General features: G+C 74.0%; 18 protein-coding genes. 10 read left to right on the top strand and 8 right to left on the bottom strand.

Translation table 11 applies throughout. The features are described from left to right. Positions 1-29: 29 nt before the first annotated feature. Positions 30-923: an NmrA/HSCARG family protein gene (locus RBH18_RS12795; RefSeq protein ID WP_306207203.1), complete on the bottom strand. Its 894-nt coding sequence runs from the start codon at positions 921-923 to the stop codon at positions 30-32. A gap of 80 nt (positions 924-1003) precedes the next feature. On the opposite strand from RBH18_RS12795, the gene RBH18_RS12800 reads away from it, so the two are divergent. Next, a complete protein-coding gene (locus tag RBH18_RS12800; protein WP_306207205.1) occupies positions 1004-1552 on the top strand; it encodes a TetR/AcrR family transcriptional regulator in 549 nt (182 codons plus the stop codon). A gap of 9 nt (positions 1553-1561) precedes the next feature. Continuing rightward, entirely contained in the window at positions 1562-2353 is a 792-nt protein-coding gene (locus tag RBH18_RS12805; RefSeq protein ID WP_306207207.1) for an SAM-dependent methyltransferase, read from the top strand. Here the strand turns inward: RBH18_RS12805 and RBH18_RS12810 are convergent. Further along, positions 2337-2543 carry a hypothetical protein gene (locus RBH18_RS12810; protein WP_306207209.1) on the bottom strand — a complete coding sequence of 69 codons (207 nt, stop codon included), beginning with the start codon at positions 2541-2543 and terminating at the stop codon, positions 2337-2339. The genes RBH18_RS12805 and RBH18_RS12810 overlap by 17 nt on opposite strands. A 134-nt stretch (positions 2544-2677) precedes the next feature. Then, positions 2678-3502 (bottom strand): L,D-transpeptidase, encoded by an 825-nt coding sequence (locus tag RBH18_RS12815; protein ID WP_306207211.1) that lies wholly within the window; start codon positions 3500-3502, stop codon positions 2678-2680. 68 nt (positions 3503-3570) lie between these two features. Between RBH18_RS12815 and RBH18_RS12820 the strand changes: the two genes are divergently transcribed. Continuing rightward, positions 3571-4107 carry a hypothetical protein gene (locus RBH18_RS12820; protein WP_306207213.1) on the top strand — a complete coding sequence of 179 codons (537 nt, stop codon included), beginning with the start codon at positions 3571-3573 and terminating at the stop codon, positions 4105-4107. On the opposite strand, the gene RBH18_RS12825 is transcribed toward RBH18_RS12820, so the two are convergent. Further along, on the bottom strand, positions 4104-4469 hold the full coding sequence (locus RBH18_RS12825) for a VOC family protein (protein ID WP_306207216.1): 366 nt from the start codon (positions 4467-4469) through the stop codon (positions 4104-4106). The two genes, RBH18_RS12820 and RBH18_RS12825, sit on opposite strands and share 4 nt — an antisense overlap. Positions 4470-4531: 62 nt before the next feature. Here RBH18_RS12825 and RBH18_RS12830 point away from each other — a divergent pair, with 62 nt between their 5' ends. After that, entirely contained in the window at positions 4532-5476 is a 945-nt protein-coding gene (locus RBH18_RS12830; protein WP_306207218.1) for a helix-turn-helix transcriptional regulator, read from the top strand. A 10-nt stretch (positions 5477-5486) separates the two neighbouring features. Here RBH18_RS12830 and RBH18_RS12835 read toward each other — a convergent pair whose 3' ends face one another. Beyond that, positions 5487-6272: a hypothetical protein gene (locus tag RBH18_RS12835; RefSeq protein ID WP_306207220.1), complete on the bottom strand. Its 786-nt coding sequence runs from the start codon at positions 6270-6272 to the stop codon at positions 5487-5489. A gap of 187 nt (positions 6273-6459) precedes the next feature. Here RBH18_RS12835 and RBH18_RS12840 point away from each other — a divergent pair, with 187 nt between their 5' ends. From RBH18_RS12840 to RBH18_RS12855, 4 genes are read left to right on the top strand one after another with little or no spacing between them, the layout of a single operon-like run. Beyond that, positions 6460-8127, top strand: coding sequence for a DUF2397 domain-containing protein (locus RBH18_RS12840; RefSeq protein ID WP_306207222.1), 1668 nt, complete (start codon positions 6460-6462; stop codon positions 8125-8127). Then, positions 8124-9275, top strand: coding sequence for a TIGR02678 family protein (locus RBH18_RS12845; protein WP_306207224.1), 1152 nt, complete (start codon positions 8124-8126; stop codon positions 9273-9275). Before RBH18_RS12840 ends, RBH18_RS12845 begins: the two co-directional genes overlap by 4 nt. Beyond that, entirely contained in the window at positions 9275-13480 is a 4206-nt protein-coding gene (locus RBH18_RS12850) for an SbcC/MukB-like Walker B domain-containing protein (RefSeq protein ID WP_306207227.1), read from the top strand. The genes RBH18_RS12845 and RBH18_RS12850 overlap by 1 nt, the downstream gene beginning before the upstream one ends. After that, positions 13480-13947: an NUDIX domain-containing protein gene (locus RBH18_RS12855; protein ID WP_306207229.1), complete on the top strand. Its 468-nt coding sequence runs from the start codon at positions 13480-13482 to the stop codon at positions 13945-13947. Before RBH18_RS12850 ends, RBH18_RS12855 begins: the two co-directional genes overlap by 1 nt. A gap of 31 nt (positions 13948-13978) precedes the next feature. On the opposite strand, the gene RBH18_RS12860 is transcribed toward RBH18_RS12855, so the two are convergent. Next, entirely contained in the window at positions 13979-17200 is a 3222-nt protein-coding gene (locus tag RBH18_RS12860; protein ID WP_306207231.1) for a glycosyltransferase, read from the bottom strand. After that, positions 17197-18603 (bottom strand): glycosyltransferase, encoded by a 1407-nt coding sequence (locus tag RBH18_RS12865; RefSeq protein WP_306207233.1) that lies wholly within the window; start codon positions 18601-18603, stop codon positions 17197-17199. The genes RBH18_RS12860 and RBH18_RS12865 overlap by 4 nt, the downstream gene beginning before the upstream one ends. Positions 18604-18849: 246 nt before the next feature. Here RBH18_RS12865 and RBH18_RS12870 point away from each other — a divergent pair, with 246 nt between their 5' ends. Beyond that, positions 18850-20289, top strand: a complete 1440-nt coding sequence (locus RBH18_RS12870) for a family 43 glycosylhydrolase (protein ID WP_306207235.1) — start codon at positions 18850-18852, stop codon at positions 20287-20289. A 31-nt stretch (positions 20290-20320) separates the two neighbouring features. Continuing rightward, complete coding sequence (locus RBH18_RS12875; RefSeq protein WP_306207237.1) at positions 20321-20818, top strand: hypothetical protein; 498 nt, start codon at positions 20321-20323, stop codon at positions 20816-20818. A gap of 89 nt (positions 20819-20907) precedes the next feature. Here RBH18_RS12875 and RBH18_RS12880 read toward each other — a convergent pair whose 3' ends face one another. Further along, positions 20908-21705, bottom strand: a complete 798-nt coding sequence (locus tag RBH18_RS12880; RefSeq protein ID WP_306207239.1) for an SEL1-like repeat protein — start codon at positions 21703-21705, stop codon at positions 20908-20910. Between the last annotated feature and the right edge of the window lie 189 nt (positions 21706-21894).

The raw sequence follows: 21894 nt of genomic DNA on the forward strand, positions 1-21894 counted from the left end.
CAAGAGCCGCGAACAGTCGCAATGCGGTCCTATCGCAGCCTGCCGGCCGCCCAGGCGCGCAGGTCGGTGAGGCGGAAGCCCAGCGCGGCGGCGTGCCCCGGCCGGGCCGGCTGGCCGGCGGCGTCGAGGTGGTCCATCGCCTGCACCATGTACGGCGCCATGCCCCGCGCCAGCGCGTCCTCCGTGCTCAGGACCGGGGCCGTGACCGGCCGCCCCAGCACGTCGGTGAGCGTGGCGGCCAGCTGCGTCATCGTCAGCAGGTCCCCGGCCAGCTCGAGCTCGCGCCCGTCCAGCCGCCCGGGCTCGGCGAACGCGGCCGCCGCCACCGCGCCGATGTCGTCGACGGCGATCCACGACAGCGCCGTGTCCGGGGCGTAGCTGGTGACGAACACGCCCTCGGCGGCCCAGTCGCCGAACATGGGCGACCATGCGAGCAGGTTCTCCATGAAGGTCGCCGGTCGCAGCACCGTCCAGTGTGCGAACCCGGCGTCCCGTACGGCCTCGTCGATGGCGGCCTTGCTGTCCCAGTAGTGGTCGTTCCAGCGCCCGGTTCCGTATCCCGGCACCGACCGGTGGAACGCCCCTGCCCCCGACACGGACGTGTGCACGAACTGCTCGACCCCCTGCCGCCGGGCCGCCTCGACCAGGCGCAGGCCGCGGTCGCGCTCGGCGTCCGTCCCGGCGTCCGCCAGGCTCAGCACCGCGACCGAGAACACGCTGGTCGCGCCCGTGACGGCGGCCTCCACCGAGGACCGGTCGTCGAGGTCGCCGGTCACCAGCTCGGCGCCGCGGGCGGCGAGCTCCTTCGCCCTCGGGGCGCCGGGGTCGCGGACCAGGGCGCGCACCGGCCGGCCCGCCGCGAGCAGGGCCCGGGCCGTGGCGCCGCCCTGATTGCCGGTGGCGCCGATGACAAGAGTGGTCATGGTTCCTCCCTAAGTGGGGTGTCACCCCATTTCAATGGCGCTAAGATATGGGGGAGCACCCCATTTATGCAAGGGATCCCATGCGAGCCGACGCCCAGCGCAACTACGACCGGATCGTGTCCGCCGCCGACGACCTCGTGGCCCGCGACGGCGCCGAGGTGTCCCTCGAGGAGGTCGCCCGGCGTGCCGGGGTCGGCTCCGCCACGCTGCACCGGCACTTCCCGGGCCGGCTCGCGCTGCTGCAGGCGGTCTTCCGCGACCGGATCGCCGTGCTGCTCGACCGGGCGCGAGAGCTCGCGGAGACCGGCCCGCCGGGGGAGTCGCTGGTCCGGTGGCTGCACGAGCTGAACGAGTACGTGACGACCTCCCGCGGCCTCGCCGCCGCGCTGCTGGCCCGCGGCGAGCGGCTCGCCGAGGACGACTCGTGCGGGGTCAAGACGGCCGCCGCGAGCGAGACACTGGTCGCCCGGGCGCGAGAGGCGGGAGCCGTCCGCCCGGATGTGTCCGCCGAGGACCTGGTCGTGCTGGTGAGCGGCATCTCCCTGGCGGCCGGCGGCGACCCCGGGCTCTCCCGGCGGCTGCTCGGTCTCGCCCTGACGGGGATCGCCCCGGTGGCGGCCGCCCGATAGGGTCACGGGATGGACCCGGTCATCGACACCACGGTGGCGCACCCGGCCCGCCGCTACGACTACTGGCTCGGCGGCAAGGACAACTTCGCCGCCGACCGCGAGTCCGGCGACGCCATCGCCGCCCGCTTCCCCGGCATCCGCACGGCCGTGGTCGAGAACAGGGCCTTCCTGCGCCGCGCCGTCACCCACCTGGCGCGCGAGGCCGGCATCCGCCAGTTCCTCGACGTCGGCACCGGCCTGCCCACCGCGAGCAACACCCACGAGGTCGCCCAAGCCGTCGCCCCGGAGTCCCGCGTGGTCTACGTGGACAACGACCCACTGGTCCTGGTCCACGCCCGCGCCCTGCTCACCGGCGCCCCCGAGGGGATGACCGCCTACATCGACGCGGACCTGCGCGACCCGGAGCGCATCCTCGCCGAGGCGGCCCGCACCCTCGACCCGGAGCGGCCCGTCGCCCTGATGCTGCTGGCGATCCTGCACTTCCTGACCGACGAGGACGACCCGTACGCGATCGTCCGCACCCTGACGGCCGCCCTCCCGCCCGGCAGCCACGTCGTCATCTCCCACGCCACCGCCGACTGGCTGCCCCCGGCCGCGGTCGCCGAGATCTCCTCCGGCCGCCACGGCGCGGGCCGCCTGCGCTCCCGCGCCGAGGTGACCCGCTTCTTCACCGGCCTCGACCTCCTCGACCCCGGCGTCGTCCCCCTCGCCGACTGGCACGGCGAGCCGGCCCACCCGCCCGCCGCCGAGGTCTCCATGTACGCCGGCGTCGCCCGCACCCCGCTCACGCCGGAGCGCTGATGCTCACCGGCTCGTCGTAGTCGTGCAGCTTCATGGTGGCCCGCAACTTGCCCGACGAGTTGGTGCCCTGGTCGCTCACCCCCAGGTCCAGCTTGATCTCCACGGGCCGGCTGTCCCCGTCCAGCTTGATCGTCAGGTCGGCGTGCCCGGAGGTGAAACCGTCGCCGCGTCCTTGAGGTCGCTGAAACACCCGGCCACCAGCATGAGAACCCCCGCCAGCGCCACCGCGGCCCCGCACCGGGCCGGCCCTTTCGCATTCATGATCGTGATGGTCGCACAGAAGGCTTCCCCGTCGGTCCCGCGAGGGTCGGCCCCGGTGACGGCTCACCGGACGTGGACGACCGTGCCGGGCAGGATGTGGTGCAGCAGCGCGCGCTGGGCGCTCGGCGGCGTACGGATGCAGCCGTTGGAGATGCTGTGGCCGAAGACGGCGGGGTCGTGCCAGGCGTGGATGCCGGTGTGGCCGTCGCGCAGGCCGGCTGCCACCCGGCCGGGGTGGTCGGGGACCGCGCCGAGGGCCAGGGCGTCCAGGCCCGCGTACGCCGCCCCGCTCGTGGCGGTGCGCCCCAGCACGAAGGTGCGGCCGGGCGGCGTGGGCGTGCGCTTCGACCCGACGGCGACCGTCCACCGGCGGTGCGGCCGGCCGTCGCGCAGCCAGGTGAGCCGGCGGGTGTGCCGGTCCAGGACGAGCTGGTCGGGCAGGGTGCGCGGCTGCCAGCCGCCGCGGGGCAGCCAGCCGATCCGCCGGTTGAGCGTCGGCAGCAGCACCGCCACCCAGCCGCGGTGGCGCCGCACGATCGGCACGGTTACCGGCATCCCCTCGATCGACCCCGGCAGGTACGCGCGCGGGCGCCCGCCCACGCCGTCATAGACCACGAGCTGCCGGTCCGGACGCAGTCCGCCCCGCACGGCATCCGTCGTCGTGGCCGCGGTGTCCCGGGGGAACCCGGCCGGCGCACTCCAGTAGGTGATCGTCGGCAGCCCGCGCGGAGCCTTCGCGGCGACCGGGATCTGGTCGAGTCGCGCCGGCGCTGGTGCGAGTGGTGCCGGGGCGGCGGCGGGCGGCGGCTCGGGGGCAGGCGTACAGGCCGTCATGGCCGTCAGCGCGACGATCACGACGGCTGCCCGCTTTCCGCCATATAAATCCATCACCTCACGGTATGCGCAGTTAGCCCATAACGCCCAATCAACGGCATGTCCGCCGATATTCTGGGGGTGTGCACACGACCATCGAGACGGGCAGCCGGCTGGATCCCGACGTCGCCCTCGGGGAGGGCCCGGCCCTGACCATGGTCACGGGCGCGCCGGTGGAGCTGCTGATCGCGCTGCGGCGGCCGCACGAACTGGAGGTGCAAGCGGTCACCGCGGCGCCGACCCAGTTCGCGTGGGTCGACGGCGCGGACACCGGGATGCTCCTCTACCGCCTCGGCCCGGTGCTGCCGTGGGCGCAGGTGGCTTACCATCCGCACCTGGTCGCCGCCGAGGAGGGTACGCCGGGCGTCGACGCCGGCGAGGGCGTGCGCATCATGCTGGTCGACCTCGACACCCGGATCGTCCGGGCGGTGCACCGGGTCCGCTGGCCCGCCAAGTTCGCCGCGGCGGTCGGGGCCACGGTGACCCGGCTGGAGCAGGCACCCTACGACCGCCTGACGCACCGGCACGCCGTCGCCGCCCTGCACCGCCGCTTCCCGACCGCCGAGGACCTGCTGATCGAGCGCGCCGACGCCCAGTGCACCGCGACGCCGATGCGCTAATCGAGTGGCGACACCCGGATCAGGTTGCCGTCGGGGTCGGCGGCGACGAACGTGCGGCCGAACACCTCGTCGTGCGGCTCCTCCACCACGGTGACGCCCTTGGCGACCCAGTCGGCGTGGAGCTTGTCGACGGCTTCGCCCGTGCCCGGGAGCATCAGGCCGACCTCCGAGGTGCGCGGCGTTGCGGGGTCCACCTGGTCGGCCCGCCCGCTCCACAGGGCGAAGAGCACGCCGGGCGCGACCTCGAAGGGCACGTACCGCGGCGTGACCATGGTGGGCTCCATCGCGAACAGGTCGCGGTAGAAGGCGGTCGCGCGCTCGACGTCGGTCACGTACACGAGAAAGAGGTTGGGTGTGGTCATGCCGCCCACTCTGGCAACATAACCGGACAGAACTTGTCAGGAAACCGCGGAAGAGTGACCGGATGAGCCGTCCGCAACGCCTGATCGGCATCCTCGCCGCCCTGCAGAGCCGCCGCCGGACGTCCGCGGAGAGCCTGGCGGAGGAGTTCGGCGTCAGCGTGCGCACGGTGCTGCGCGACATCCGCACCCTGGTCGACGCGGACCTGCCGATCGTCACCGAGCGCGGCCGCTACGGCGGCATCAGCCTGCTGCCCGGCGGCCAGGTCGACCTCGCCAAGCTCACCCCCGCCGAGGCCGACATCTTCCGCGCCGTGGGCGTCGACCTCGACCGCGCCGCCCAGCTCGGCGCCGCGCCCGCCGCCCGCGCCGCACTGGGCAAGCTGACGCCCAAGCGCCTCCCCGGCGGCCCGCCGCTGTCGCTGGCCGACGTGGTGACCGTGGACAACCGAGGCTGGTTCGCCTCCGACGACGCCGTCGACGTGTCCCGCCTCGCCGCCGACCTGCGCCGCGGCGGGCGTCTGCGGATCCGCTACCGGCGCAGCGGGGACCCGGCCGCCGGATCCTCGGACACGGATCCCTACGGGCTGCTCCTGCGCGCCGGCCGCTGGTACCTGGTCGCCGACGTGGCGGGCAGCCCGCGCCTCTTCGCCCTGAGCCGCCTCGAGTCCTGGGAACCGCTGCCCGGCCCGCGCCGGCTGCGGGAGGGAGCCACTCTCGACACGGTCGCCCGCGACCTGGCCCGCCGCCTCGAACAGCCCGGCGAGATCGAGATCACCGCCCGCCTGGCCGCCGACCGCCTCGACCTGGCCCGCCGCGTCCTCGGCGCCCGCCTGCGCTCGGCCGGCCCCGCCACCTCGGGAAAGGTCACGATCACCGTCGCATACGAGCAGCTGGAGGGCGTCCGCCAGCTGCTGCAGTTCGCCGACCACCTGGAGGTGATCGCCCCGCCCGAGGCCCGCGCCCGGATCCGCGACCTCGCCCGGGCCCTCGTCCGCAACCACCGCTGACGGCCCGCCGTCAGCCGCGAGCACCCACCCACCCCATGGCGCCGAGGCCCAGGACGGCCAGCAGGCCGACGCCGTAGACGATGTTCTGCCCCGTCGGCCCCCAGAAGTAGTACGCGCCCTGGGCGAGAAGGAACACGACGCTGCAAACGACATCGAGCGGGATCATCAGGAGGGCGACGGCCAGGCGCGCCAGGAACCAGAGAAACCCCAGGCCGTGCCACTTGCCGAGCGTCGCGTCGTCGTACGCCCAGCGGGTCAGCACGAAAGGCTTGTAGAGCGACCGGTCCCAGCCGGCGTCCCACTTGCGGGTGCCGTTGTCCCACCAGGACCGGACGGCGTTCGGCCGGGACGCGGACGCGGCGGAGGGAGTCCGGCTGAGCTGGACCACGCCGACCCTGCCGCCGGTCACGTCGATGGTCACCCGGCCGTCCTGGACCTCGATCGTGGTGCGCCCGTCGACCACGGCCCGCAGCGACCCACCGCCGTGGTCGACGAGGTAGATGTCGTCCACGCCCCGATTCCTGCTCCGGTCGCGGATCACGACGTAGACGGCGTCCCGCGGCCGGTCGGGCAGGCTGTACTTGGCGTTGATCGAGAAGACGCCGACGGGCGTGACCATGGTGCTCTCGCCGGAGACGTCGACGCCGTCGGGCCCGATCGTGAACTTCACCGGGAGCAGGACCGGCTTGAAGTGCACTTCCGGGTGGACCGCGGGGTCGTCGGTGCAGGCGGGGAGCGACAGCAGGAGAAAGAGGGCGAAGAGCGCGGCGAAGCTCCATCGGGCAGGCGTCGGCACGACTGCCATCGTGAATACTCCTAGCAATGTCGATCATCGTCGAATCAGCGATCATCGGCTCGTGACGGGTCGCGGTGCCCGCGATCGGGCGGGAAAGGGCTGGTCGGGGGCGAGGTGTGCCAGGGTGGCGCCGGCGCGGACGGGCGCCGCGTGTCGTCGGGGGCTGCCGGGCGTTGATCATCGCGTGGTGCAGTGGGCAATGTCGCACGGCGGTGACGTGCGGGGCGGGGCGGTGGACCCCGGCGCCTATGCTCGTGCGTTCGCCGGCAGGGGCGAGACGATCGGCGACGGGGACGGGGGGTTCGGCATGCTGCCCGCGGACAGCGGCGACGAGGCGGAGGGTCAGCTCGACCTCGGGCGGATGGCCGGGTTGCCCGGCGGGCTCGTGGAGGCCAGCTATCTGACCGGCCCGCTCGCCGCGCAGTACAGGCTCGTCGTCGACGTGCTGCTCGACCAGCAGCAGCACACGCTGACCGGCGTGCCCGCCGCGGATCTGCCGGGGCTGCTGCGGGAGCATCTGCGCGGGCGGGGGCTCGACGCCGGGCTCGTCGACGACCCGGGGTTCGCGCTGGAGCAGCGGATGCGGCGCCTGGCCGCCTGGCACGTGGTGGACATCTGGCAGGACCGGGCGCGGCGGGACGAGGACTTCCTGCGCAACCTCGACCGCTATCAGCTGACGCCGACGGCGGCGGCGCTGCACAGTGCGGTGCGGCGGCTGGGGGAGGACGACCTGGCGACGGCCGCGGCGGCGACGATGGCGCCGTCCGTGCTCACGGCGCAGCTCACCACGCTGCGCGACGCGGCCGCCGGCGATCCGGGTGCGGCTGCCGGGGCGTGGTCGGTCATCCAGACCACCCATCAGGCGATGGCGGCGGCCGCTGCCGGGTGGCAGGCCCGGCTGGCCGGGGCGCTCGCGGGCGCACCCGACGCGGACAAGCTCGCGCTCGTGCAGGAGACCCTGCGCCGGTACGTCGACATGTGGGGCGCGGGCGTCGACACGCACTCGGACACGATCACGGCACTCGTGCGCGACCTCCGGCGTACCGGCGAGGCGGGGTGGCGTCGCATCGCCGTGCACCATCTCGGGCCGGCCGCCGACGACGCCGCGATCGACGAGTTGCGGCGCAGCTACACGCAGACCCTCGACACGCTGCGCCGGTGGTTCGACGGGCCCGGGTGCCAGGCTCGCGTGCTGCGGCGGCAGATGCGGGACACCATCACCCCGCTCGTACGCGGCCAGCGCACCCTCGCCGCCGTCGGAGGCCACGTCTCCCGGCGCGCCGAGCTGCTCGCGCTCGCCGCCCGGCTCGAGGCCACGCCGACCGAGCAGGCCGGCTGGGAGCTGTGGTGCGCCGCCACGGGACTGTTCTCGGCGCGGCACCTGCCGGGGGAGGCGCCCGCCCCGGCGGGCAGTCCCGGGGCGACGTCGTTCTGGGACGCGGAGCCCGTACCCGTGGAGGCCCGGCTGCGCAAGCACGGGCCCAAGGCGACCACCGGCTCGGCCGCGCGCATCCCGGATCGGACCGAGGCGCGCCGGGCGGCCCGGCAGCGTGCCGCCGAGACCCAGAGCGAGGCGGCGCGCACCGAGGCGGCGGTGCTGGCCCGCTCGGGCAACCGGTTGTCGCAGTGGGCGTCGCCGACCGGCGGCGAGACGCAGATGCTGCTGCTCCTGCTGGGTGTGGTCGCCTCGGCGCGGCCCGGCAGCGACGGTGTGCGCGAGGCCGTGACGGGCGATTCCCGCTGGTACGTGCGGGCCGAGCCGGCCCCCGCCGGTGCGCCCGCGGCCGTCGTCCACACGCCGGACGGGCGGCTGGTCCACCCCGACATCACGCTGCACATCGAGGCCCGGTCATGAGCACGAGCGCCGACACCCGCGACGCCCAGCGCGCCTTCCTCGGGCTCCTCGAAACCCCGATGATCACCCCGGCGACCGATCCGGCGCTGCACCGGCTCGTGCTGCGCCACCTGCGCGCGGTCACCGAGAGCGCCGGACGCCTGGGCTACCGCGTGCAGCGGGTCGGGCGCACGATCCGCCTGATCCGGGTCCCGATCGCCGGCGGCGTGACCGCGCCCCCGCGCCCGTCCGCCGCGCCCGACCGGCGGATCCTCGCGCTGACGTGCTGCCTGGCCGCCTGCTGCGAGGAGATCGCCGGGCCGGTGACGCTGCAGCGCCTGTCCGATCTGGTCCGGGACCTGAGCGCCACGGCGGGCGTCCGCATCCAGCCGTACGACCCGGAGGACCGCCCGCAACGCAAGCTGCTGCGCGCCGCGGCGAGTGTCCTGGAGTCCTGGGGCGTGCTGCGCCGGCGGACCAGCGACGAGCACCTGCTCGACGAGTGGACGGAACGCGGCAACGGCCCGGGCGCCGGCTACGACGTGGACCGCGACGCGCTGCTGCTCATGACGAGCCCGGACGTGCTGGCCGCGGCCCTGACACCGGACGAGGACACGCCGGAACAGCGGGCCGCCACCCGTACCCTCCGGCAGTTGAGAAGCCTGACCGAGACGCCGGCCGTGCTCTACGCCGACCTGGACCCCGACGACGCCGAGGCCTGGAGGGCGGCCCGCGGGCCGCGCGCGGGCGACGTGGCGCGGATGACCGGCGGGCAGGTCGAGGCGCGCGCGGAGGGGCTCGTGCTGGTGCTGACCGGCGACGAGACCCCGGCGACCGTGGCGGACTGGCCCCGGGCCCGCGCCGCCGACTGGGTGGCGCTGCTCATGGCCGACGGCGCCGGGCAGCACGGCACCCGGCAGCCCGACGGCACCGTCACGCTCACCGACGCGCAGGTCGAGGAGGTCGTGGCGGACCTCGTCGAGTGGCGCGGCGACTACCTCAACAAGGCGCAGCGCGAGGTGCCGGGCGCGCTGCGGGCCGGGGCCGAGGAGCAGCTCACCGAGCTCGGCCTGCTGCGGACCCACCCCGGCGGAAGCTGGACCCTGTTGCCGGTCGCCGGACGCTACCGCGCGCCCGGCGTGACCATCACCGACGCCACGGAGGCCTGATGACGACCGCTGTCGGACCCGACCTCTCCGACGCCCACCTCGCCCGGTGGCGCGACGCCGCCGCGGGCGGGGAGCTGCCCGCGCCCACCCGCGAGCGGTGGCAGATCCTGCGCGCGGGCGTGGTGAATCTGTGGGAGTTCGACGCGGCCGAGTACTGGTTCGCCGACGGCCGGGCCCAGTTCGTCGGCGCCAACCAGTCCGGCAAGTCCACGCTCATGGCGCTCACCACGCTGATCATGCTGGCGGGCGGCCTGGACCGGCAGTACGTGGACACCTTCGGCCAGTCCGACAAGTCGTTCCGCTACTACGTGGAGCCCACCGACGACGCCCGGGACCGCCGCGAGACCGGCGCGGGCACGAACCGGGGCTGGGCCTGGGTCGAGTACGGCCGGCTGGGCGCGCGCGGCCCGGAGTTCTACACCACCCTGCTGTACGCGCAGGCCAAGCGCGGCGTCAGCCAGCTCACCCCGGTGTGGCTCATCTGCCACGGCACCGACCGGGTCCGCGCCGGCCTGCACCTGGCCGCGGGCAAGGCCGTCGTCGAGCCGCGCGACCTGTCCGGCGTGCCCGGTCTGACGGTCTGCGACAGCGGCAAGAGGTACGCCGAGCGGCTCGCCACCGAGCTCTTCGGCTTCGCCGACACCGACCGGTACGCCACCGTGCTCGAGATGCTCAAGGTCCTGCGCACCCCGCATCTGGGCCAGCGGCTCAACCCGGACTGGTTCACCGCGCAGATCCGGGCCGCGTTGCCGCCGATCGCGCGGACCGAGGTCGAGGAGCTGGCCGAGGGCTGGCAGCAGCTCGAACAGCTGCGCCGCGACCGGGACCACGCCGCCGGGGCCCGGGACGCCGTCGCCGTCTACCTGGCCAAGGCGTGGCGCCCGTGGGCCGACGCCGTGCAGCGCCAGCACGCCGATGCGCTGCTGGCGGCGTCCCGGTCCGTGGATGCCGCCTCTCGCGCGGTGGACGACGCCACGTCGGCACTGGATTCCGCCCGGGCGTCTTCCCTCGCCGAGGGCGAGAACACCGCCTCGCTGGAGCAGGCGGTCAAGCACGCCCACGCCGCGTACGAGGAACTGCTGCGCTCGGACGTCTACCGCGACGCCGCCGCCCGCGCCGCCCGGGCCGAGCAGCTGACCCGCGAGGCCGGCACCGCCCGGACCCGGGCCACCGCCGCCCGCGCCCAGGCCGACCGGGCCGCCTCGGAGACAGCCCGGGCCGCCGACGCCCACGAGCGCGCGTCGTCCTCGCTCGCCGCGGCGCGTGCCGCCGTCTCGGCGCTGTCGCAGGACGTGGCGTCGGCCGCCGCGCGGGCCGGGCTGGGCGACTCCTCGGCGTCGTGGGCCGCCGTGGCCGACACCGACCGGCTGACCGCCGCGATCACCGCCCGCCGGGGGCGGGTCGCCGTGCTGCGCAAGCTGCTGCGGACGGCGGCCACGGCCGTCGCGTCCGCCCGGTCCGCCGAGGACGCGGCGTCGGGCGCGGCGGCGGAGCTGGACGCGCGCGCCTCCGCCGCGTCGGATGCCGCCGAGGCGCTGACGGATGCCCTGCAGTCGCTGTCGGACGACCTCGAACGCTGGGCGGAGAAGCTGGGCGACACCGCGCCCGCGGCGGCCGTGCGCGAGGAGTGGCTGCGCGAGGTGACGGCGTCGGCGACCGGACCGCGGCCGCGGCAGGTCCTGCGGACGCTGCTGACCACGGCCTGGCTGGATCCCGTGATCACGCCGCTGACCGAGCGGATCGGCACGCTGCGCGCGCAGGCGGCGGAAGGGGATGCGCGGGCCGCCGCGCTGGATGCGGACGCCGCCTCCTTGAGCCCGACCGCCGACGTGACCCCGCCGGCACCGGTGGACTGGTTCCGCCGGGACCGGAGTGCCGCCGCCGGGGCGCCGCTGTGGCGGCTCGTGGATCCGGTCGACGGCCTCGACCAGGACGTGCTCGACCACGTGGAGGCGGCGCTCGCGGCCGCCGGGCTGCTGGACGCCTGGATCACCGCCGACGGCACCTGGGATCCGGCGCGTGACGGCCGGGATGCGGTCGCGGTCGCCTCGGGCTCGGCCGGCGCGTCGCCGCTGCGGGTCGCCGAGGACGCCGGAGAGCTGGCCCCGGCGGTGCGGTCCGTCCTCGCCGCCGTCGCCTACGCCGACCCGGGTGCGCCGCTCGATCCCGAGGCGACCGTGGCGATCTCCGGGGACGGACGGTGGCGTACCCCGATCACCGCGGGCCGGGCCGGGCCCGCCCCCGGAGGCGCGTCCCTGCTCGGCACCGCGGCCCGCGCCGCCGCCCGCCGGCGCCGCGTCGCCGAGCTGCGGGCCCAGGCCGATGCCGCCCGGACCGCGGCGGCCGAGGCCCGGGACGCCGCCGCCGCGGAGGCGCAGAAGATCGCCGAGCTGCGTGCCGTCGCCGCCCAGGCACCCGACGACGTCGACGTCACCGCCGCCGGCAGCGCCCGCGCGGCCGCCGCCGTGGAACGCGACCGCGCCGAGGTCGCCCACAGCCGGGCCCACGCCGCCGCGCTCACCGCCCGCCGGCGCGCCGAGGAGGCCGGCACCGAGGCGGCCACCCACGCCGCCGAGCACGGCCTGCCCGCCGCCGAGGACCAGCTCGACGCCGTCGTCACCGAACTCGACGAGGCGTCGCGCGCCGTGGCCGAGCTGCGGCTGGCGTCCACCGGCGTGACCGCCGCCGAGCGCGACGTCGCCACCACCGCGGCGACCGCCTCGGCAGCCGCTGCCGCCGCGGCCGAGTCCGACCAGGCGGCCCGCGAGGCAGCCGCCGAGGCGTCGGAGGCCGCGATCCACGCCGAGGAGGCCGGCGAGTCGGTGGCGCGCGACGACCGCGACCAGATCGAGCGGGCCACCACGCTGCAGGCGCGGATCCGGTCACTGGACAAATCGGTCACTGCGAGCCGGGCGAGGGGATCGGAGCTCAGCGCCGCGGCCAGCAGCGCCGCGACCGCCCTGGAACAACGGATCGCTGCACGGGACAGTGCCCTCCACGCCCGGGAGGCCGCGTTCGTGGCGTGGTCCTCGCTGCACCCCGGTCACGAGGATCCGGTCGCCCTCGCCCGCGAGACCGAACGCACTGTTCGTCCCGCGAACTGGCCCGACACCGCGCCGGAGAAGGCCAAGCGCGTGCAGGCCGCCATGTCCCGGGCCCTCGGCAACCCGCTCGCCGAGCTGCGCACGGTCCTGGAGGCCTCCGGCGGCCGGTCCGCCCACACCGTCGAGCCCGACGAGACCCACGACCTGCCGTCGGTCGCCGTCGTGGTCGACGCCTCCGGCGCCCAGCTCAGCCCGGCCGAGGCGGTCACCCACCTGGACGAGCTGGTCACGGCGCTGACCGCCGCGTACGACGGCAAGCTCGACGCGATGTACACCGAGCTGCTCGCCTCCACCTTCATCGACCACCTCGCCGACCGCCAGAAGAAGGTGGTTGCCCTGCTCGCCGTGGTCAACGAGGTCCTCGAACGCCACCCCACCGGCGCCAACCGCACCACCCTGCGCCTGCGCCGGCACCCCGCCGAGGGCCAGAAGGCCGGGTACGCCATCCTCAAGGCCCTGGAGTCCGGCACCCTCGACTCGGGATCCGCCCAGGAGCACATCCGCACCTTCCTCGGCGACCGCCTGCGCGAGGCCCAGGACGCCGGCCCCGCCAGCACCCAGGAATGGCTCGACCACCTCGCCCGCCTGCTCGACTACCGCACCTGGTTCGACGTGGTCGCCGAGTTCAAGGTCGCCGGCAGCGACTACAAGCCGCTGACCCGCCAGGCCCACGGCGTCGACTCCGGCGGCGGCAAGGTCGTCACCCTGCTCCAGCCGCTGCTGGCCACCCTGGTCGCCCTCTACAGCGAGTCCCCGCAGGCCCCGCGCCCGCTGTGGCTGGACGAGGCCTTCGAGGGCGTCGACCCCGCCAACCGGGCCACCATGCTGCGGCTGCTGGTCGACTTCGACCTGGACTTCCTGCTGGCCGGCCCGTCCGCGCTGGTCGCCGCCGCCCAGGTCCCGGCCGCGGCGGTGTGGATCGTCTCCCGCGCGCCCGCACCGACGCCGGGAGTCGACCTGTCGCTGATGCTGTGGGCGGGCAAGACCCTGGAACAGCTGCCCGTGGCCGACCACACCGTGCAGATCCTCGCCCAGCGCCGCCCGGTGGACGAGCCGCTCGGCCCCGACCTCTTCGACTCGCTGGCGGAGGCGGACACCTGATGGGCATCTCCCCGCACGTGGCACGGCTGCGGGCAGCGGTCGGCCACGACCTGATCCAGCTGCCGTCGGTGTCGGTCCTCGTCACCGACGACGCCGGACGGCTGCTGCTGGTACGCCACACCGGCCTGCCGGACGACTGGGCGGTCCCGGGCGGCGCGGTGGAACTCGGCGAGTCCCCGGCCGAGGCCGCCGCGCGCGAGATCCACGAGGAGACCGGCCTCCGGATCGCCCCGCCCCGCCTCCTGGACGTCCTCGGCGGCCCCGACTACGAGGTCACCTATCCCAACGGCGACCGGGTCGCCTACGTCCCCGTCGTCTATGCGGCCGCGATCGCCGGCGGAACCCCCGCGCCCGACCAGGAGGAGGTCAGCGAGCTGGGCTGGTTCGCGCCCGCCCAGCTCGCCGGCGTGCCCCTCAACCGCTTCGCCCGGGCCCTCCTCCGCTCGACCGGCCGCCTCACCCCCTGAGCCGCCCGCCGGGCTCCGCGGCGCACCCCGGTCAGCGGGGGGAGACGAGTTGCGGCCAGCGGGTCAGTTCGGCCGCGGTTGCCGGGTTGTCGAAGGACAGGGTGAAGGAGGCGTCGGCGGTGCGGCCGACGTTCCAGAGCAGGGCGCCGTCCAGGTCGTTGCTGTGGACGGCCCGGCCGGCCGCGGCGTAGAAGGCGGATCGGGCCGCCTCGTCGCCGCCGTCGGACAGGGAGTAGCCGACCTCCTCCACGAGCACCGGCTTGCCGGCCGTGTCCGCGTCGGCGCGCCAGCCCTGGAGGACCGGGGTCAGCGTGGCCTCGTCGGTCAGGTACTTCGGGAACAGGTGGGTGGAGCAGAGCGTGATGGACGGGACCGAGCACAGGTCGCCGAAGCCGCTGCCCGCGGGACCGGCCATCTCCGGGCGCGCCGGATAGCCCGTACGGAAGCCCTCGGCGCCGATCGTCACCAGGTGGCGCTGGTCGAGGCTGGCCACGAAGCTCGCCATCCGTTCGGTCCAGTCGCGGACCGGGCCCCGGGGCTCGTTCATCAGGTCCCAGGCGAGGATGCCGGGCGAGTCGGCGAGCCGGACGCCGTGGTCGTCGGTCCAGGTGAGCACCCGCCGGACCTGGTCCTGGAAGGGCCCCGGCGACGTGAAGAAGTCCGGGGCGATCCCGCCGAAGTCGTCGTGGAAGTTGGACAGGGTGCAGACCAGGCGGACCGAGCGGCGGGAGGCGTACTGGGCCGTGGCGGCCAGGGTCCGCAGGGTCGCGTCGCTGATGCCGCCGTCCTTGTCGAAGCACCACGTGCGGATCGTGTTGTGGCCCGCGTTGGCGAGCGCGTCGATGCGCGCGACGATGTCGGCGTACGGCTGGGTGAGCAGGTCGTAGCTGTTGACCCCGGCCGCGCGCCACCGCTCGCCGGCCAGAGAGAGATGCTGGCCCCGCTTCTGGACGAACTCCGACGCCGGCGGGCGGCGCTTGTACACGTGGATCGGGCCGCTGCGGTAGACCTCGGCGAAGTGGTCCTTGAGGATCGCGCGGGCCTGCGTGCCGAAGCCCTTCCACACCGCGTCGGTGTCGCCCTGCTGCAGGATGATCCAGGTGGCGTGCTTGCCGGGGTTGTCCAGGCTCTCCTGCCAGTACGGCTTGTTGCCCACGCCGATCAGCGAGTGCATCGGGACGCCGCTCTCGACGGGCCCGATCGGGCGCCGGTAGTCGTCCATGAGCACCAGGCCCGAGTCGTAGTGCGCGCGCATCCACGCCTCGACGGGCGGCGCGTCCGGGCCCTTGGAGACGAGCTGGGAGGAGAGGCCGTGGGTGCCGTCCTCGTACGTCATGACCCGGCTCGTCGCCACGGACACCGCGCCCTGGGCGAGGATCACCGCCACGAGCACCGGCCCGAGGATCTTCGGCCGGCGTGCGGCCAGGAACGCGACGAACAGGCCGATGGGCAGCAGCGCCTGCAGGCCGTACCGGATGTTGCTCATCGTGTAGGGCACGTTGTCGGGCACGAACCTGGGCAGGATGAGCGACGCCTGCCCGAGCCAGAGCGACAGGATGTAGAAGGCGAAACTGCTCAGGGCCACGAACCCGATGAGGACGGGACCGAGCGTGCGCTTCCGCACCGCGGAGGCGACGAGCCCGACCAGCCCCGCCCCGGCGACCACCATCAAGGTCGAGCCGGCGACGATGCGGACGTCCTCGAACCAGTAGACGACGGACTTGCCGGCGTTGTGATAGGTCGGCAGCAGGCCCGTACGCAGGAAGAATTGTTGTTGTTCGGCGGAGCCGTACACGCTGGACGCGAAGTAGAGCGGATCGGAGAAGATGAGCTGGTTCCACACGAGCCAGCCGCCGATGCCGGCGAAGGCCAGCACGCCGAAGAGGATGACCAGCCCGCTCCGGCGGGTCCGGAAGGCGATCAGGGCCACGACGACGGCCTCCATGCAGACCAGCGCCCAGCCGTCGTAGCGGGCCAGCGTGGCGAGGCCGCCGAAGAGCCCGGCCAGCACCAGGCTGCTCGTGCCGCCGCGCAGGACCCACTTCGCCAGGAAGTACAGCGAGGTGGTGACCATCGCCAGCAGCAGCACCTCGGTCATCGGCGTCGCCGCCAGGTACAGCGTGTTGGGGTTGGCGAGGATCACCAGCGGGGCGAGCCAGCTGACCCACGCCTGCTTCGTCAGCAGGTACGCCAGCTTGTACGCCATCACGCACAGCAGCACGAGCGCCGGCACACTGACGGCCGGGCCGGCGATGCCGCTGCGCCACATGTCGTCGTTGGCCACGAACGGCAGCATGCTCAGGTGCGGCAGCGGCAGCCACACGCTGCCGAGCTGCGCGAACCCGCCGGTCAGCCCGCCGACGACGCGCTTGGCGATGTTGAGGTGCGCCTCGGCGTCGCCGTACGCGAGCACGACGTGGTGCTGCATCGCCCAGACGCTCGCCGCGATCCCGGCGACCAGCGCGAGGATCCCGACCAGCCAGGTGTGCATCCGCAGCCGGGACCGCTCGCGCCCGTTGAAGCGGGCCCGCATCGCGAAGAACTCGCGGATCGCCCGCCGGATGACGGCGGGGTCGCCGCCGGTCGCCTCGCCGAAGCGCCGCGGCAGGTGGGTGACGGGCAGCTCGCGCACCCGCAGCCCGTGCTGCCGCGCCTGGTAGAGCAGCTCGGTGTTGATCATCGCGCTGTCCGCGGTGAGCTCCAGCCGGTCGAGGGCGGAGCGGCGCAGCAGCTTGAAGGCGCAGTCGACGTCGCGGACCCGGGTGCCGAAGAACAGCCGTCCGGCCAGGTTGAACAGGTGCGCGTTGCGGCGGCGCGACCACGGGTCCTGCCGCTTGCGGCGCCACCCGGTGACGATGTCCGCGTCGTCGGTGAGCGGGACGAGCCGGGGCAGCTCGGCGAGGTCGAACTGCCGGTCGCTGTCGGTGAACAGCACCCAGTCCATGGTCGCGGCGGCGAGGGCCCGGCGCACCGTCGGCCCGTACCCCAGGTTGGTCCCGTTGCGGACGAGCCGGACCACCTTCCCGTGTACGGCCGCCAGCTGCTCGACGATCGCGGCGGTCCGGTCGGTGCTGCCGTCGTCGACGACCACGACCTCGTACGTGTCGGTGACCGCCGCGGCGGCGCTGATCGCGTCGCGGACGGCCTCGGCGATGTTCTCCGCCTCGTTGTGCGCGGGCATGACCACCGACAGGGAGGTCAGCCGGTGCGGCGGGGCGTAGCGGAAGTGCTCGGGGGCGACGGCGAGGGTCATCGGGCTGTCTCCTGCTCCAGGTGCAGGCCGTGGACGGTCTTCTCCCAGTAGTGCGGCCGCAGGATCAGCTGGACGAGCGCCTTCGCCGCCGCGACCGACATGAGCAGCCAGTAGAACGGGGACAGGAGGCCGTACTTGATGAGGTCGTGGTTGCCGCGGCGCGCGCTGCCCAGCAGGAATGTGTAGACGAACAGCAGGTTGCCCACGGCCAGGGTGAAGACCGCCGGGTAGAACACCCACGCCGGATAGAACTGTTCGATCCGCTCGCCGATCGCCGCGCGGAAGGCGAAGTACGCGATCGTCGCCGCCCACATCAGCGGGTTGATGTAGTTGACCAGCACCTTGCCGCCGATGACCAGCAGGAACGTCAGGAAGTGCGGGTCGCGGGTGTGCCGCAGGTCCCAGCCGCCGCGGGTGTGCACGAGCAGCGTCTGCAGGTAGCCCTTGATCCAGCGGGAGCGTTGCCGGATCCAGTTGCGGACCCGCGGGTTGGCCTCCTCGTACGTGGTGCTGTCGAGCATGCCCGTGCGGAAGCCCTGCCGGTAGAGCCGGATGCCGAGGTCGGCGTCCTCGGTCACGTTGTACGGATCCCAGCCGCCCAGCCCGCGCAGCACCCCGGCCCGGAAGTGATTCGACGTCCCGCCCAGCGGAATGGGACCGCCGAGCCGTTGCAGCCCGCGCAACATCAGATCGAACCAGAGGCTGTACTCGGCGGTGAACAGCCGGGTCAGCACGTTTTGCCGAGGATTGTAGAAATTGAGCGGCGCCTGCAGGCACGCGACCCGCGTGGACAGTTGATCGAAGGCCGTGACCGCCTTTTTCAATTGATCGGGCTCGGGCACGTCCTCGGCGTCGAAGATCACCACGTACTCGCCGCGGGCGATGGTGAGCCCGTGGTTGCAGGCCTTCGGCTTGGTCTTGGGCTGCGAGTCGGGCACGACGATCACGCGGAAGGTGGCCGGCAGCGTCCGGGCCCGGACGAAGGCGATCGTCTCCGTGTCGTCCTCCTCCAGCAGCAGGAGCACCTCCAGCCGGCCGGCCGGGTAGTCGAGCGCTGTCATGGCCCTGACCAGCTGATCCAGGACGGCCGTCTCCTGGTACATCGGACACAGGACCGTGTACATGGGCCAGTCCGCCCGGGCCGCCACGGCGATGCCGGGCATCTCGTCCCGGGCGGAACCGGTCACCAGCCAGGCGCAGAAGAGCAGATCCGCGAGGTAGAGCGCGGTGATCAGCGCGACCACGACGAGCAGCCCGGCCGGATGCCCGAGAACCGCGAGCACGATCATCGTGGCGAGGGCGATTCCGGCGACGCCGAGCACCGCCTTCTGCGCCGGGGTGACGGTCACCCGCGCATCGTGGCGCAGCCGTCCGAGCGCGTTCCTGGCTTCGACTGTCGTCATTTCCCGGCTCTCTGATCGACGCTTGTTTCGGCCGCGTTTCTCCACATCGGACGACGGCCGGGGTCGATGAAAGCACAGGCGCCGCGGGAAAAGAAGACAGGAAACAACACGTTCACGTGCGCTTTTCTGCGGCGCGTGAATTCCCCGCCTCCGGGGCACGAGCAACCGGTGAACAATCTTCTCTTGACAGAGATCCACAGGAAACAGTGATGATGTAGCTCCCGCACCGACCTGTTGGGAGCGTCCATGTCACCGATCCGGGCCGCCGTCCTGGCTCTGACCGCCACCCTGCTCACCGCCGCGTCCGGGCCGCCGGTCGCCGCCGCCCCCGCCCCGGTCACCGCCCCGGCCGCGGCCGCTCCGGTCACCGCCCCGGCCGCCGCCGCTCCGGTCACCGCCCCGGCCGCCGCCGCTCCGGTGGCCGCTCCCGTCATCGATCAGAACTTCGCCGATCCGGACGTGCTCAAGGTCGGGCGCACCTACTACGCGTACGCCACCAACAGCGACGGCCGCACGATCAAGTGGGCCACCTCCACCGACCTGGTCACCTGGGCGGTGCAGCCCAGCGACGCCCTGCCCACGCTCGGCGCCTGGGCCGACACCGACTGGTCGTTCCCGCCGGGCGGCGCCGGCGACCGCGGCGTCTGGGCGCCCGAGGTCTTCGCGACCGGCCCGCGCAGCTTCGTCATGTGGTACACCGCCCACGACCGCGCCTCCGGCAAGCAGTGCATCGGCGCGGCCACCGCCACCACGCCCGGCGGGCCCTTCGTACCCCGGGACACCGCCCTGGTCTGCACCCCGGAGATCGGCGGCGCGATCGACGCGTCCTCCTACACCGAGCACGGCCGCCGCTACCTCCTCTGGAAGAACGACGGCAACTGCTGCGCCCAGGACACCTGGCTGCGCCTGCAGCAGGTCAGCGCCGACGGCCTGCGCCGCGTCGGCACCGAGACACCGCTGATCAAGCAGGACAAGCCCTTCGAAGGAACGCTCGTCGAGGCGCCGACGCTGGTGAAGCACGGCAACACCTACGTGCTGTTCTACTCGGCCAACTTCTTCGGCAACGACAGCTACATCAGCAGCTACGCCACGTCGACCGGCCTGCGCGGCCCGTACACCAAGGCCGGCGCCCCGCTGATGACCACCGACAAGCTCGCCGGCGCGGTCCGCGGCCCCGGCGGCCAGGACATCGTCACCGGCCCGGACGGCCGCGACCGCATCGTCTTCCACGGCTGGAACGCGGACTACACCTACCGCGCCATGTACACCCGGCGCCTCGACTGGCGGGGCGCCCGTCCCGTCGTCGAAGGCGCCAAGATCCGCTACGAGGCCGAGGACGCCGCCTTCACCCGGGCCAACGCCCGCTACGCCACGGGCGGCGCCAGCAACGGCGTGGTCGTCGGCGGCATCGACTTCGCCGACAGCCGCGTCACCTTCACCGTGACCGTGCCGCGCGCCGGCACGTACCGCCTCTTCACCCGCTTCGCCAACGGCTCCGACGCCGGCGCGGCAAGCCACACCCTCACCGTCAACACCACCCCCGCCGGCACCGTCGACTACCCGGTCACCGGCTGGGACAACTGGCAGACCAGCGAGCGTACGGTCACCCTCAAGGCCGGCCCCAACACCCTGGCGTACGCCAAGGGCGCCAACTACGCCGAACTCGACGCCATCGACGTCGCCTGACGACGTTGCGGGAGCCGGTTAGTGTCCGCTGGTGATCTCTCGCCGGACGGCCATTACCGCGGCGGTGGTGGCCCTGACCGTGGTCGCGGCCACCACCGTGCTCCTGCACACGCGACTCTTCTCCGGTGGCGGGCCGGGCGAGGTGCCCGCGGTGCTCGCGTCCGAGGTCTCCGCCCAGGTGACGCCGCTCGTCGAGCAGCACATCAGCGCCGCCTGGTCCGGCGACCGGATCGGCTGTGCCACCCGCGTCTTCGGCGTCGAGCCCGCGGCCGCCCGCACCCCGGCCGACGTGCGGACCGCGTACGTCTGGGCGCAGTGCACCACGATCGGCACCGGCATCGACTCCGGCACCGTGCTGCCCGCCGCGGTCCGTCTCGGCCCGGCACCGTCCGTCGACACCCCGCAGGACGGCTCGTACGCCGCCGACGTCGAGCGCATCTTCCCGCCCCGCCTGCGCGACCTCGCCTACGGCGACACCCGCCCCGACCTGAGCGCCGCCGTCGCCGCCCGCGTCGCCGCCCTAGACTGAGCGCCGCCGTCGCCGCCCGCGTCGCCGCCCTAGACTGAGCGCCCGGCCGGCGCGTCAGTGCTGCCCGGGGCCGATCTCGGCGACCAGGCTCACGGGCGGGAGCTGCCGCGCCGGGGGGAGGGGCGGGCGCTGCTGCCGGAGGGCCGCCGCTCGCGGGCGGCGGGCCGGGATCGTGGTCCGGCCTCGTGCCGTTGACCCGTGGCATCGAGCGCCCTCGCCAGGTTGTCCGCACTGTCGGCGTGGCCGTCCTCGGCGCCGGCGCGCCACAGTCGCAGGGCCTCCGCGGTGCGCCCGGTGCGGTCCAGGAGCAGGCCGAGATTGTTGCGGGCACCGGCGTCGCCACAGGATGCCGCCACCCGGTACCAGTATTCGGCTGCGAAGTCGTCGCCGTCGTCCTCGTGGTGCAGGGCCAGGAGGTGGGCGCTGGCGGCGTGGCCGCTCTCCGCCGCGGCCGTCAGCCACGGTGCCGCTTCCGCGAACCGCCCGAGCCGGTGGAGCAGGTGCCCCAGCCAACGGCCGCCGAGGGCGTCGCCACCCGCGGCGGCGGCTCGGAACCAATGCTCGGCGCCGTCGTCGTCGCCGAGAATCTCGCAGAACACCCCGGCGTTGCAGGCGCCGAGCACATCACCGGCCCGCGCCGCGGCCACCAGGAACGGCAGCCCTTCCCGATGCTGCCCACGGCCGCCGAGGAAGGCCCCGTAATTGGTGAGCGCCTGGGGGTTGCCGGCGCTGATGGCGACGCGGTGCCAATGGTCCGCGTGGACATCGTCGTTCCGGCGCTGGTACTCCAGCGCCAGATCGTAGGCGGCGTCGAGGTCGCCGGCCTCCGCCCGGGTCAGCAGCCACCGCAGCGCTCGGCGGTCGGCCTTGGTGTGTCGTTTGGCCACGCGGCACAGAGTGGCGGACCCGCCCCCGCGCGGCAAGCGGGAACGACGGGAGGCCGCAGCGGCGAACCGCTACGGCCTCCCGGTGCTGGGATCAGCGCGTCACTCGGTGGCGGTGGCCTCGCCGAGGCCGGCCGGGACCACGTCCGGCACGACGCCGCCGCGGTCGGCGCCGGTGAAGGTCAGCTTGCT

This window comes from Actinoplanes oryzae (genome assembly GCF_030757795.1).
GTDB lineage: Bacteria > Actinomycetota > Actinomycetes > Mycobacteriales > Micromonosporaceae > Actinoplanes.